The 13,470-nt window shown below is 71.3% G+C and carries 12 protein-coding genes; 1 reads left to right on the top strand and 11 read right to left on the bottom strand.

Annotated elements, in window-relative coordinates:
* Window positions 1–47: 47 nt before the first annotated feature.
* The 9 genes from AA23TX_RS19285 to AA23TX_RS19245 all read right to left on the bottom strand — a co-directional run bounded on the left by AA23TX_RS19285 (window position 48) and on the right by AA23TX_RS19245 (window position 11,098).
* Window positions 48–1,397, bottom strand: a complete 1,350-nt coding sequence (locus AA23TX_RS19285; RefSeq protein WP_155544530.1) for a rhamnulokinase — start codon at window positions 1,395–1,397, stop codon at window positions 48–50.
* A gap of 44 nt (window positions 1,398–1,441) precedes the next feature.
* Complete coding sequence (locus tag AA23TX_RS19280) at window positions 1,442–2,863, bottom strand: L-fucose/L-arabinose isomerase family protein (protein ID WP_155543881.1); 1,422 nt, start codon at window positions 2,861–2,863, stop codon at window positions 1,442–1,444.
* Window positions 2,864–2,873: 10 nt separating this feature from the next.
* Window positions 2,874–4,892 (bottom strand): bifunctional aldolase/short-chain dehydrogenase, encoded by a 2,019-nt coding sequence (locus tag AA23TX_RS19275; RefSeq protein ID WP_196425376.1) that lies wholly within the window; start codon window positions 4,890–4,892, stop codon window positions 2,874–2,876.
* 2 nt (window positions 4,893–4,894) lie between these two features.
* The gene (rhaI, locus tag AA23TX_RS19270) at window positions 4,895–6,070 is read right to left on the bottom strand and encodes an L-rhamnose isomerase (protein ID WP_155543879.1); all 1,176 of its coding nucleotides are present in this window, start codon (window positions 6,068–6,070) and stop codon (window positions 4,895–4,897) included.
* Window positions 6,067–6,411, bottom strand: coding sequence for an L-rhamnose mutarotase (locus AA23TX_RS19265; RefSeq protein WP_155543878.1), 345 nt, complete (start codon window positions 6,409–6,411; stop codon window positions 6,067–6,069). The genes rhaI and AA23TX_RS19265 overlap by 4 nt, the downstream gene beginning before the upstream one ends.
* 65 nt (window positions 6,412–6,476) lie before the next feature.
* Window positions 6,477–7,538 (bottom strand): rhamnose ABC transporter substrate-binding protein, encoded by a 1,062-nt coding sequence (rhaS, locus tag AA23TX_RS19260; protein WP_155543877.1) that lies wholly within the window; start codon window positions 7,536–7,538, stop codon window positions 6,477–6,479.
* Window positions 7,539–7,543: 5 nt separating this feature from the next.
* The gene (locus AA23TX_RS19255) at window positions 7,544–8,551 is read right to left on the bottom strand and encodes an ABC transporter permease (protein WP_155543876.1); all 1,008 of its coding nucleotides are present in this window, start codon (window positions 8,549–8,551) and stop codon (window positions 7,544–7,546) included.
* The gene (locus tag AA23TX_RS19250; RefSeq protein ID WP_155543875.1) at window positions 8,544–9,584 is read right to left on the bottom strand and encodes an ABC transporter permease; all 1,041 of its coding nucleotides are present in this window, start codon (window positions 9,582–9,584) and stop codon (window positions 8,544–8,546) included. Before AA23TX_RS19250 ends, AA23TX_RS19255 begins: the two co-directional genes overlap by 8 nt.
* Window positions 9,581–11,098: a sugar ABC transporter ATP-binding protein gene (locus AA23TX_RS19245; RefSeq protein ID WP_155543874.1), complete on the bottom strand. Its 1,518-nt coding sequence runs from the start codon at window positions 11,096–11,098 to the stop codon at window positions 9,581–9,583. The genes AA23TX_RS19250 and AA23TX_RS19245 overlap by 4 nt, the downstream gene beginning before the upstream one ends.
* Before the next feature lie 150 nt (window positions 11,099–11,248).
* Between AA23TX_RS19245 and AA23TX_RS19240 the strand changes: the two genes are divergently transcribed.
* On the top strand, window positions 11,249–12,283 hold the full coding sequence (locus AA23TX_RS19240; RefSeq protein ID WP_155543873.1) for a LacI family DNA-binding transcriptional regulator: 1,035 nt from the start codon (window positions 11,249–11,251) through the stop codon (window positions 12,281–12,283).
* Window positions 12,284–12,313: 30 nt separating this feature from the next.
* On the opposite strand, the gene AA23TX_RS19235 is transcribed toward AA23TX_RS19240, so the two are convergent.
* Window positions 12,314–12,553 carry a hypothetical protein gene (locus AA23TX_RS19235; RefSeq protein WP_155543872.1) on the bottom strand — a complete coding sequence of 80 codons (240 nt, stop codon included), beginning with the start codon at window positions 12,551–12,553 and terminating at the stop codon, window positions 12,314–12,316.
* A complete protein-coding gene (locus tag AA23TX_RS19230; protein WP_155543871.1) occupies window positions 12,550–13,470 on the bottom strand; it encodes a hypothetical protein in 921 nt (306 codons plus the stop codon). The genes AA23TX_RS19235 and AA23TX_RS19230 overlap by 4 nt, the downstream gene beginning before the upstream one ends.

Below are 13,470 nucleotides of genomic sequence, written 5' to 3'. Positions count from 1 at the left end.
GACTTCCGCGCAGGTCTGTCCGGTGACCGGCACAGCGGACAGAACGTTCAGGACCCGAGCCGGGCCTCGGCCGCGTCCCAGTCGCCGGCACCCGAGGGCTCGTAGCGGCGGACTTCCTGCGTCTCCCGCACCAGCGCCCGCATGGCCGCCAGATCCGGGAGGTCCTCCTCCCCCAACGCACGGGCCTGTACCAGTACGTTCCCCAGCGCCGCTGCCTCGCCCGGGCCCGCCAGCACCGGCACCCCACACGCGTCCGCCGTCAACTGGCACAGCAGTTCGTTCCGCGCTCCGCCGCCGACGATGTGGACCACGTCGATCGTGCGGCCGGTCAGCGAGGCCGCCTGGCGGAGGGTGCGGCGGTACGCCAGCGCCAGGCTGTCCAAGATGCACCGGACCACCTCGGCCCGCGTACCGGGTGGGCGCTGGCCGGTCGCCCCGCATGCCGCGGCGAGCCGCGCCGGCATGTCGCCCGGTGGCAGGAACCCGGGCGCGTCGATGTCCACCACCGCCGCCAACGCGGGCGAGGCGGCCGCCGCCGTGAGCAGACCGGAAAGGTCCGAAGTGGACCACGTCCGCAGCGTCTCGGACAGCACCCAGAGACCCATCACGTTGCGCAGGAAGCGAATGGTGCCGTCGACACCGCCTTCGTTGGTGAAGTTCGCGGCCAGCGCCGCGTCGCTCAACTCCGGCGCGGGCAGTTCCAGGCCCGCCAGTGACCACGTCCCCGAGGAGATGTAGGCGAAGTTCGTCCCCGGCGACGCGGGCACGGCGACCACCGCGGACGCCGTGTCGTGCGAGCCGACGGCGACCACGGGTACGCCGGACAGTTCGCGGGCCTGGCCCACGACCGTGCCCGGGTCCCGCAACGGCGGGAGCAGCCGGGGCGGGATCCCGACTCGCGACGCCAGCGAAAGAGCCCAGGTCCGCGCGCGCACGTCGTAGAGCTGCGTGGTCGACGCGTTCGTCCGCTCAGCCCCGATCTCGCCCGTGAGCCAGTAGTTCAGCAGGTCCGGAATGAGCAGCATGGTCGCCGCCGCGTCGAGCCGGTCGCCTTCGGCCACCAGCTGGTACAGCGTGTTGAACGGCAGCTGCTGCAACCCGGTGACGTCGTAGAGCTCCCGGTCGGGCACCGGCACGGTGATCCCGTCGGTCCGCGAGTCGCGGTAGTGGACGGGGTTGCCGAGCAGCGCGCCCCGCTCGTCCAGGAGCCCGTAGTCGACCGCCCACGAGTCGATCCCGACGCCGTCCAAGCGACCGGCTTCGCGGATCCCGGCCAGGGTCTCGCGATAGAGCCCCAGGATGTCCCAGTACAGCACCGGTCCGGCCCGGACCCCGCCGTTCGGGAACCGCCGCACCTCCTCTACGGCCAGCACCGACGGCCCGACGGTCCCGGCCATCACCCGCCCGCTGGACGCGCCGAGGTCGACGGCCGCGACTCGCCTCACGGACGCACCACGGTCAGGTCCAGCCCGAGCAGGTCCGCGACGGCCGTCAGCTCGGCGACCCGGTGGCCGGTGCCGAGCGCCCAGTGGTGGGCGATGCCGCTGGCCGACCACGCGTCGGTCCACTCCCCCGGGTCGCACCCGAAGTCGACGCGGGACGTCGTGTTCCCGATCCGTAGCAGCGGCCCGGGCACGACCGTGCCCTCGGACGCGATGAGCGTGAACGTCCCGTCGCGCGCCTGCCCGAGCCCGCAGAGCGTCACCGGCCCGGGCTTGACGTCGAACTCAACCGACACGCCCCAGCCCCGCTTGCCGTGGTACACGCCGAGGCCGCGCAGCAGCGGCTTGCGCGCGCTGATGCCGAGGTGGGCCGGCCCGTCGTGGCCCATCTCGACGACGTTGTCGCGGAAGTTCAGCGCCTGCAGCTCGGTGAACGAGCCGCCCGCGCCGAGCCGGTCCATGATCAGCATGGCCAGGGACGTCCGCAGCTCGTACTCGCCGACCGCCGGGATGCCGCGGGCGGTGAGCAGCGACGCGCCGAGGATGAACCCGGCGCCGACGCGCTCGTGCGTCTCGCCGTCGAGACCCCGGTGGTAGTAGGCCAGCGAGTCGAGGGAGAAGTCCTCCACCAGCCGGTCGAGCGCCACCGAAACCCGCGCGCCCCAGGCGAAGTCTTCGTCCACGACGGAATCGTCCACAGTGAACACGTCACGGGCCAGGGCGACCCGGGCAGCGGTCTCGTCGTCGGTGACCTTCTCGACGCGCACCCGCAGGTCGTCGACCTCCAGGATCTCGACGTGCCCGCCGAGCTGGCCCGAGACGAGCGTCGGGTCGGTCGAGACGTCCATCATCCCCGGGTAGAGGTGTCCGAGCAGGCCGTGCCGGCCGTGCCGCAACGCCGCGCGGACGCCGGCCGCCTTGATCCAGCGTTCGATCCGCGTCCAGGCCCGCTCGTCCTCCAGGTACCCGGAGACCGACCGGAACTCGACGCCGACGCGGCGGAACGTGTTGGCCATCTCCGGCAGCGGGCAGGCCCCGCAGTAGGCCAGCCACGCGCCGGTGTCGAAGGACTCGTGGTCCATCGCCTCGGTCGGCTGCAGGTTGAGCAGCAGTACCGGCGCGCCCGAACGCTGCGCGACCGGCGCCAGCATGCTGGACGTCAGGTACGTCGTCAGGAACCCGACGATCAGGTCGCACCCGGCAACCCGCAGCTTCTCCGCCGCGGCCGCACCTTCGGTCGCGTCGGAGACGAACCCGGCGTCGACGATCTCGCAGTCCATTTCGGACAATCGTTCGGCGACGCGCCGGGCCGAAGCTTCCAGCTGCGGCAACAGCGAAGGGAACTGCGGCCAGTACGCGCCGAGCCCGCCCGAGACGAGCCCGACGCGGGTCTTGCGCGGCGTGATGCGGTCGAGGGTCATCGGAACTCCTTCAGCGCAGGAACGCGGCGGCCACCCCGGCGTCCACCGGCACGTGCAGGCCGGTGGTGTGGGTGAGGTCGCCGCCGGTCAGGGCGAACACGGCGGCCGCGACGTGCTCGGGCAGCACCTCGCGCTTCAGGATGGTCCGCTGGGCGTAGAACTCACCGAGCTTCGCCTCCTCGACGCCGTAGACGGCGGCGCGCTGGGCGCCCCAGCCGCCGGCGAAGATGCCGGAGCCCTGGACGACGCCGTCGGGGTTGACGCCGTTGACGCGGATGCCGTGGGCGCCCAGTTCGGCGGCCAGCAGCCGGACCTGGTGGGCCTGGTCGGCCTTCGCGGCCCCGTAAGCGACGTTGTTCGGACCGGCGAACACCGAGTTCTTCGACGAGATGTACACGATGTCGCCGCCGATGCCCTGGTCGATCATCGCCTTCGCCGCCGCGCGCGCGACCAGGAACGAGCCCTTGGCCATCACGTCGTGCTGCAGGTCCCAGTCGCGTTCGGTCGTCTCCAGCAGCGGCTTCGAGATGGACAGCCCGGCGTTGTTGACGACCAGGTCGATGCCGCCGAAGGCGAGCACGGTGGCGTCCACCGCGGCCTGCACGGCGGCCGCGTCGGTGACGTCGGCGGTCACCGCGACACCACCGATCTCCCCGGCGACTTCGGCCGCGGCGTCGCCGTTCAGGTCGGCGATCGCGACGCAGGCACCCTCGGCGGCGAGCCGCACCGCGATGGCCTTGCCGATGCCCGACCCCGCCCCGGTCACCAGCGCGATCCGCCCGGCGAGGGGCTTCGGCTTCGGCATCCGCTGCAGCTTCGCCTCTTCCAGCGCCCAGTACTCGATCCGGAACTTCTCGCTTTCGGCGATCGGGGCGTAGGTGGAGACCGCTTCGGCGCCCCGCATGACGTTGATCGCGTTGACGTAGAACTCACCCGCCACGCGCGCGGTCTGCTTGTCCTTGCCGAAGGAGAACATGCCGACGCCGGGGACGAGCACGATCGCCGGGTCGGCACCGCGCATCGCGGGCGAATCGGCGACGGCGTGCCGCTCGTAGTAGGCGCGGTACTCGTCGCGGTACTCGGCGTGCAGTTCCTTCAGCCGTGCGACGACGTCCTCGACAGGTGCCGAGCTGGGCAGGTCCACGACGAGCGGGCGGACCTTGGTGCGGAGGAAGTGGTCAGGGCACGACGTCCCCAGCGCGGCCAGAGGCTGCAGCTTCTCCCGCGAGAGGAACTCCAGCACGACGTCGCTGTCGGTGTAGTGCCCGACGACGCGCTGGTCGGTCGAGGCCAGCCCGCGGACCACCGGGGCCAAAGCCGCCGCGCGGGCGTGCCGTTCAGCTTCCGGGAGCGCCTCGAATCCGGGGACGACCGGTCCGAACGGCTCGGCGATCCCGCGCGAAGCGAGGAACTCCTCGGCGGTCCGGATGATGTCGAGGGAGTTCCGCTCGCACTCCTCCGAGGTCGCGCCCCACGCCGTGATGCCGTGCCCGCCGAGGATCACGCCGATGGCCTGCGGGTTCGCGGCCTTGACCGCGGCGATGTCGAGGCCGAGCTGGAAGCCGGGCCGCCGCCAGTCCACCCACGCGACGCGGTCGCCGAAGCACTCCTTCGTCAGCGCGGCACCATCGGCCGCGGTGGCCAGGGCGATGCCGGAGTCCGGGTGCAGGTGGTCGACGTGCGGAGCCTCGACCAGGCCGTGCATCGCCGTGTCGATCGACGGCGCCGCACCGCCGCGGCCGTGCAGGCAGTAGTCGAACGCCGCGACCATCTCGTCCTCGCGCTCGACGCCCGGGTAGACGTCCACCAGCGACCGCAGCCGGTCCAGCCGCAGCACGGCCAGCCCGGACTCCTTGAGCGTGCCGAGGTCGCCACCGGATCCCTTGACCCACAGCACCTCCGCCGGCACGCCGGTCACCGGGTCGGTGACGGCACCCTTGGCCGAGGTGTTGCCGCCGGCGTAGTTGGTGTTGCGCGGGTCGGCCCCGAGCGCGTTGCTGCGCGCGATGAGCTGCTCCGGCACCGTCATGCTCATGCTCCCCATCCGGCCTGCGTGCCGCCGGCGCGCTCGGCCACGATCTGCTCCTGGTACCCGCTGCGGTGGTAGGCCGCGACGGGGTCCGGGTCGAGCCCGGAGTCCTCGCGCAGCTCGGCCAGCAGCGGCCGGACGTCGGTGTTGTAGGCGTCCATCAGCACGGCGTTGGCCGCGAGGACGTCACCCGCCTGCTGGGCGGTGCGCAGCACCGGGCGGTCGACGAGCAGCGCCTTGGCCGTGGCCTCCTGGACGTTCATCACCGACCGGATGATCGCCGGGATCTTGGCCTCGATGTTGTGGCACTGGTCGAGCATGAACGCGATCCCGTACGCCGGGTCGAGGGCGTCGCCGCGGACGATCTCGTACATGATCCGGAACAGCTGGAACGGGTCCGCCGCCCCGACCATCAGGTCGTCGTCGGCGTAGAAGCGCGAGTTGAAATCGAACGCGCCCAGCTTCCCCGCGCGCAGCAGGAACGCGACGATGAACTCGATGTTCGTGCCCGGGGCGTGGTGGCCGGTGTCGATGCACACCGTCGCCTTCTCCCCCAGCTCGATGCAGTGCGCGTAGGACGTGCCCCAGTCCGGGACGTCGGTGGCGTAGAAGGCGGGCTCGAAGAGCTTGTACTCCAGCAGCATCCGCTGGTGGTCGCCGAGGCGGTCGTAGGTCTCCTTCAACGCCTCGGCCAGCCGGTCCTGCCGGTCGCGGATGTCGTCCTGGCCCGGGTAGTTGATGCCGTCGGAGAACCACAGCTTGAGGTCGCGCGAGCCCGTCGCGTCCATGATGGAGATGGCCTCGAGGAGGTGGTCGGTCGCCTTGCGGCGGATGCCGGCGTCGGGGTTGGTGACCGAGCCGAGCTTGTAGTCCTCGTCCTGGAAGACGTTGGTGTTGATCGCGCCGATCTCGACACCGGCGTCCCGCGCGTAGGCCGTCAGGGCGCCGTAGTCGTCGACGCGGTCCCACGGGATGTGCAGCGCGACGACCGGGGCGACCCCGGTGAACCGGTGCACGGTCGCGGCGTCGGCGATCTTCTCTTCGGGTGTCCGCGGGACACCGGGTTGCGGGAACACCTTGAACCGGGTGCCCGAATTCGCGTACGCCCACGACGGCGTTTCGATGCGCTGGGCCCGCAGGGCCTGTTTCACGGCCGTCAAGTCGCCCACGGCGATCACTGTCCTTCCGCGACGGTGGGTGGTTCGAGGTGGAAGACCTCTTCGAGGAGCTGAAAGCCTTCGTCGGGCGGGCCGCCATCGAGGCCGGTGAAGAACTCCGCCATCTCCGCCTGCCAGCGGGCGTTGACCTCGGTCTTCGCCATCGCGGCCTGCGCGGCGTCGAGGTCGTCGGCTTCGACGTAGCCGATCAGCAGGCCGTCTTCGCGCAGGAAGAGCGAGTAGTTGCGCCAGCCGGTGTCGAGCAGGGCCTGCCGCATCTCGGGCCACACCGCCCGGTGCCGCTGCGCGTACTCGGCCTTCCGGTCCGGCTTCACCCGCAGGCAGAAGCAGTATCGGGGCACTGTCCGTCCTTAGTGGACTCCGTGGCCGGACCGGGGCGGCGATCCGGTCCGGCCGCGGAAAACCGTCAGAAGTTGAACTTGTCGATGTTGTTCGCGTCGAACGTCGTCGGCGGCCCGAGGACGATCTCACCGCTCGCGCCGATCTTGTAGTCGCCGAGCTTGCCCGCCTTGAACGTTTCACCTTCCTTGCCGCTGATCTGGCCCGACTTGAGGGCGACGCCCGCGTAGGCGGCGAGGTAGCCGATGTCGGCCGGGTTCCACAGCGCGAACTGCTTGACCGTGCCGTCCTTGACGAAGGCGCGCATCTGGTTCGGCGTGCCGAGCCCGGTCACCGCGACCTTGCCCTTGTAGCTGGACGAGCTGACGTAGCGCGCCGCGGCCGCGATGCCCACCGTCGTCGGCGAGACGATCACCTTGAGGTTCGGGAACGACTGCAGCAGGCCCTGGGCCTCCTGGAACGACTTCTGGTCGTCGTCGTTGCCGTAGGCGACCTTGTCCAGCTTGATGTTCGCGTACTCCGGCTTGGCGAGCTCCTTCTTGAGGACCTCGATCCAGGCGTTCTGGTTGGTCGCGTTCGGCGTCGCGGACAGGACCGCGATCTCGCCGGAGCCGCCGGAGAGGTCCTTGGCCTGCTTGGCCAGTGCCTCGCCGATGCCCTGGGTGGTGGCCTGGTTGATGAAGACGTCGCGGCAGTCCTTGGCGGCGTCGGAGTCGAACGCGACGACCTTGATGCCGGCACTGCGGGCCTGGTTGAGCGACGGGCAGACGGCGTTCGGGTCGTTCGCGGCGATGCCGATGACGTCCTGCTGCTGCTGGATCAGCGTGTTGATGTAGCTGACCTGCGACGACGCGCTCGCGTCGTTCGGCCCGACGAGCTTGTACTCGCCCTTCAGCTCACCGAGGGCCGCCTTGCCGCCGCTGACCTCGATGTCGCTGTAGGGGTTGTTGAGCTGCTTGGGCAGGAAGGCCATCTTGACGCCTTCCTTGGCCGCGGCGCTGGGGTTCGCCGTGGCCGTGGACTGCTGCGCGCCGGAGCCGCCGCTGTCGTCCTTGGTGGTGCCGCCGCAGGCGGCCAGCACGAGCACCAGCCCGGCCGACACTGCGCCGGTGAGGAACCGTCGGGACATCTTCGTCACCTTTCTGGGGATACCGGAGCAGTCGCTCGACTCCGGCGCCGGAGCGCCGTACGGGCCGAGGACACGATGTTGGGCAGCAGGACCGACACGATGAGGAGCACGCCGGTCACGATGTTGAGCGCCTCGTTCGAGACGTCCTGCAGGCGCAGGGCGTTCTGCAGGGACGCCAGCAGGACCACTCCGGCGAGCACGCCGGGCAGCGTGCCCTTGCCGCCGAAGATGGACACGCCGCCGAGCAGCACGGCGGCCACGACGGCCAGTTCGAGGCCGAAGCCGTTGTCGGCGCGGGCGCTGGAGTAGCGCAGGGTCCACAGGATCCCGGCGAGCCCGGCGACGGCGCCGCTCACGACGTACAGCCAGAACTTGAGCCGTCCGGTGCGGATCCCGGCGAACCGGGCCGCCTGCTCGCCCGCGCCGGCCGCGAAGACGCCGCGGCCGATCGGGGTCGCGTGCAGCACGACCCCGAAGATCAGGGCCACCACGAGCAGCGGGACGAGCACGTTCGGGATCGGGCCGTCGCCGATCGTGCCGGTGACCCAGCCGGTGTAGGCCCGCGGGAAGTCGGCGACCGCGCCGTCGCCGAGCACGACGAACGCGAGCCCGCGGTAGAGGGCCAGGGTGCCGATCGTGACGGCCAGCGATGGCAGCTTCAGCACGGTGACGAAGAAGCCGTTCAACGCGCCGAGGACCGCGCCGAGCGCGATGCAGAGCGGGATGATCGTCTCGATCGACAGGCCCGCGTCCCACAGCGAGCCCATCACCGCCGACGTCAGCCCGAGCGTGCTCGCCACCGAAAGGTCGATCTCGCCGGTCACGATGATGAACGTCATCGGCAGCGCGACCAGGGCGATCGGCAGCAGGTCGAGCAGCAGGAAGGTGAAGTTGCGGCTGGTGCCGAAGTTCTCGACGGCACCCGAGGCGACGATCAGCACGATGACCGTCACCAGGACGACGGCGGCGTCCCAGCTCAGCAGCCGGCCGAACCGGTTCCCTTGGTCAGACATGGGAATCCCTCTTCTTCAGTGCTTTCGCGACCCGGACCGCGACCAGCCGGTCGGCCCCGATGGCCAGCAGGATCAGCGCGCCGACGATCGCCTGCTGCCAGAACTGGTTGATGTCGAGCACGGCCAGTGCGCTGCCGATGACCGTCAGCAGCAGCGCGCCGAGGCCCGCGCCCCAGACCGAGCCGCTGCCGCCGAACACCGCGACGCCGCCGACGACGGCCGCGGCGACCACGTTCAGCTCGTAGCCGGTGCCGGCGGCCGCGTCCACGGTGCCGAACCGGGCGGCGAACAGGACCCCGGCCAGGCCGGCCAGCGCACCGCTGACCAGGAACGCCGCGGTGGTGTTGCGGCCGACCCGGATGCCGGCCAGCTGCGCGGCCTGCGGGCTCGACCCCATCGCGTACAGCTCGCGCCCGGCCGGGTAGCTCCGCAGCACGATCCCGCCGACGACCAGGACCAGCAGCGCGATGAGCACCAGCCACGGCACGCCGAGCACCGACGCGGTGCCGAAGTCCAGGAAGGACGCCGGCAGCTTGTCGGCGTTGATCTGCTGGCCACCCGCCCAGAAGAAGCTGACGCCGCGGAAGGCGTAGAGCGTGCCCAACGTGACGACCAGCGCGGGCACCTGGCCGAAGCGCACCAGCGAGCCGTTCACCAGCCCGCAGACCGCGCCGACGCCGAGTCCGACCAGCAGCGCGACGATCACCGGCAGGCCCGGGCTGTCGCGCATCAGCGAGCCGACGGCGAAGGCGGAAAGGCCGAGCACCGAGCCGACGGAGAGGTCGATGTTGCGGGTGATCATCACGATCGCCTGCCCGACGGCGAGCACCGCCAGGATCGCGGTCCCCAGCAGGATGTCGCGGATGCTCTGCCCGGACAGGAACCGGGAGTTCTGCGTCGCGGTGAACGCCACCAGGACGATCAGGGCGAGGACGATGCCGGACTCGCGGGCCTTGAACGCGTTCGCGGCCCACGACTGTCGCGTGTGGACGGCCGGTTCCCCGGTCACGGGGGCCTCCTTGGTGACGGTCATGCGGCGGCTCCCTGGCCCATCGCGGCGAACATGACCGCGTCTTCGGTCGCATCGGCGCGCGGGAGCTCGGCGACGAGCCGGCCCTCGCGCATCACGAGCACGCGGTCGGCCATGCCGAGCACCTCCGGCAGCTCGGAGGAGACCATGACGATCGCGACGCCTTCGGCCGCGAGCGCCGACATCAGCCGGTGCACCTCGGCCTTCGTGCCGACGTCGATCCCGCGCGTCGGCTCGTCCACGATCAGCACCTTCGGCGCCATCGCGAGCCACTTGGCCAGCACGACCTTCTGCTGGTTGCCACCGGAAAGCGTGCCGACGGGATCGCCGAGCCGGCGGTACTTGGTGCGCAGCCGCTCGGTCCAGTGCCGGGCCTCCTGCCGCTCGCTCGCACCGGTCAGGAAGCCGAGCTTGGAGAGCGCGCGGGACCGCGGCAGCGTCACGTTGCGCTCGATCGAGAGGTCCATGATCAGGCCCTGCTGACGCCGGTCTTCGGGGACCAGCGCCATGCCGGCGGCCATCGCGGCCCGCGACGAGTGCGCCTTGAGCTTCTTGCCGCCGATCTTCACGACCCCGGCGTCCCGCTCGTCGACGCCGAAGACGGCCTGGACGACTTCCGAGCGTCCGGAGCCGACAAGCCCGGCGAACGCGACGATCTCCCCCGCGCGGACGGAGAAGGAGATGTCGCGGAAGACGCCTTCGCGGGCCAGGCCTTCGACCTCGAGGACGACCGCGCCGGGTTCGACGTCCTGCTTGGGGAACAGGGCGTCGAGGTCGCGGCCGACCATGCGCTTGACCATGTCGTCGACCGTGACGTCTTCGACGAGGTCGGTGGAGACGTGCTTGCCGTCGCGCATGATCGTGACGCGCTGGCAGAGCTCGGTGATCTCCTCGAAGCGGTGCGAGATGAACATGATCGCCGCGCCTTCTTCGCGCAACGCCCGTGCGACGCCGAACAGCCGGTCGACCTCGACGCGGCTCAGCGCGGCGGTCGGCTCGTCCATCACCAGCACGCGGGCGTCGGCGCTGAGCGCCTTGGCGATCTCCACGATCTGCTGGTCGGCGATCGACAGCCCGCGGGCCGGGCGGGCCGGGTCGATCCGGACGCCGAGGCGGGCGAAGAGCCGCTCGGCCTCGGCGCGGATCGCGGCCCGGTCGATGCGGCCGAGTCCCTTGCGCGGGTGGCGGCCCATCACGATGTTCTCCGCGACCGAAAGGTCCGGGAACAGCGTCGGTTCCTGGTAGATCACCGCGATGCCGGCGGCCTTCGCGTCGGCCGGCGAGCCGAACTCGACCGGCCGCCCGTCGAGCAGCAGCGTGCCGTCGTCGGGCTTGTGGACCCCGGCGAGCATCTTCACGATCGTCGATTTGCCGGCGCCGTTCTCGCCGACGAGGGCGTGGGCTTCGCCGGGGTACAGGCCGAAGCTCACCCCGGCGACCGCCGCGACGGCGCCGAACGACTTCGTCACGCCGCGCACCTCCAGCAGAGGCGGTCGGTCCGAGTCCTGCCGCGTCATCGCGACCTCCGGATTGAAAGGTTTCACAAATCTGGTGCGGTGACGCTACTATGCGGGCGAAGAACAAGTCAATGAATCCACCGAACCGTGGCCGAACGTCTTCAAGGCCGGACTGGTGGTGGCGATGTTACGTTTCAATGAGGGGGTTCCATGACGGTTCAGGAGTCCGGTGCCGAGCCGAAGACGGCGGGCATGAAGGACGTCGCCGCGGCCGCGGGCGTCTCCCTCGGCACGGTGTCCAACGTGCTCAACCGGCCCGACCGCGTCAGCCCCGCCACCCGCGCGAAGGTCGAGACCGCGATGGCCGAGCTGCGGTTCGTCCGCAACGAGTCCGCGCGGCAGCTGCGGGCCGGGCGCAGCCGCGTGCTGGCGTACGTGATGCTCGACGGCAGCAACCCGTTCTTCACCGACGTCGCGGCCGGCATGGAAGACGCCGCGGACGCGGGCGACCTCTCGCTGTTCCTCTGCAACAGCGCCCACCAGCCCGCGCGCGAAGCGGCCTACCTCGGCCGCCTCGAACAGCAGCGGGTGCAGGGCATCCTCATCACGCCGGTCGACCCGGACGCCCCGCTGCTGGGCGAGATCGCGCACCGCGGGACGCCGGTGGTGGTCGTCGACCGGACCCCGGGCGGCACGACGCACTGCTCGGTCGCGGTCGACGACGTCTACGGCGGCGAGATCGCCGTCCGGCACCTGATCGAGCAGGGCCACGACCGCATCACGTTCATCGGCAACCACACGACGGTCGGCCAGGTCTGCGACCGCCGGCTGGGCGCGTTGAAGGCGCTCCGCGAGGCCGGGCTCGGCCCGGACCACCTGGTCGACCTGACGACGACGGCCCTGACGGTGGCGGACGGCCGCGGCGCGGGTGAGCGCCTGGCGGGCCTCCCGGCGTCGATCCGCCCGACGGCGGCGTTCTGCGCCAACGACCTGGTCGCCCTGGGTCTGTTGCAGACGTGCGCGAACCTCCGCATGCGCGTCCCGGAGGACATGGCGATCGTGGGGTACGACGACATCGAGTTCGCGGCGGCGGCCGCGGTCCCGCTGACCTCGGTCCGCCAGCCCCGGCGCCGGCTCGGCCGGACGGCGGCCGAGCTGCTGCTGGCGGAGTCCGAACCGGACCACGAGCACCGGCAGGTCGTGTTCACCCCGGAGCTGGTGGTGCGCGCCTCGACTCTGCGCTGAGAGCCGACCGGCGCAGGTCGCCGCGAAGAATCAGGGAGCCAACGACTCCCCCGCACCGCGCAGGGCCTGTTCGGCGCGCGCGAGCGCGCTCTCCGCGTCACGCAATGCGTTCAGCACCGCCGCGCTGTCTTGGTCGAGCGTCGCGAGGACCTCCCGTTCGAAGCGCTCGGCGTGGGGGTCACGCCAGGTCGCCATGAGCGAGCGGGCCGAGGCCCGGAACGTCCGGTGGTCGCGTTCGACCGCCGTGATCACCGCGGCCAGGAAGTTCACGGTTCCTCCGCCACATCGGCAGGCAGGACGTCGAGTCCCGCCTGCTTGGCCAGCCAGATGCGGTGGTACCCGTTGCGGACGGTGTACCGCCCGTCCGCACTCCGGGAGAGCTTCACCGACGTGTCGCCGAAGAACGCTTCGTACACCCTCACGTAGGACGCCGGCGCACCGCCGAGGCCGGTGCGCACGTCCCGTTCGCGCATCGCCTCGAGACCCTCCCCGCCCCGCACCGCCGGGATGATCTCGGTCTGGAGCCGCAGCAAGCCGTCGCGCATCACCCGCATGCTCACCTTCTGGAAGTCGGCCGCGCTCCGCACCGACGAGTCGGAGTCGTCGATCAGGTCGAGGGGGACGAGCACGTGTCCGCCCGGGCCGAGCGGCGGCAGTGTGGCCGTGCGAGGAGGGACCACCCCCCGCATCGCCGGACCGGAAACCCCGCCGGCGGCGGCCGGCATGCCGATCGGAGCCGGCGTCCGGCCGAGACACCGCGACACCGCCGTGTCGAACGCGGAGACCGCCCGGTCGACGGCCTGCCAGAACACCAGCAGCCGCGATCGTCCCTGCTCGGTGGTCCGTACCGCCGCGAGCAACCGGGGACCGGACCGCGCGCGCAGGTCCGCGACCGTCTGGTCGATCCGGCGACGCTGCTCCAGACCGGTGTCGCGGTTCGTGGTCGCCTCCTCGACCTCACGCTGGGCCGCCGCCAGGGCGGCGCCGTCCTCGGGATCGACCGCGGCGAGCCGGGCCCGAGCCGCCCGCAGCCTCCCTTCGAGCCGCGACACCGCGGCGTCGGCCGCTCGCGAGAGGTCGGCGCAGGCACGGTCGACGGCGTTCCGGTGCCGACCCAGCTCGCCGCCGTAGCGAAGCAGCGCGGCGGCGACCGGCGGCAACTCGTCCGGATCCCCTTCGAACCGCAT

The organism is Amycolatopsis camponoti (assembly GCF_902497555.1).
Classification (GTDB): Bacteria; Actinomycetota; Actinomycetes; order Mycobacteriales; family Pseudonocardiaceae; genus Amycolatopsis; species Amycolatopsis camponoti.
This window is presented reverse-complemented; position numbering and strand designations above follow the sequence as displayed.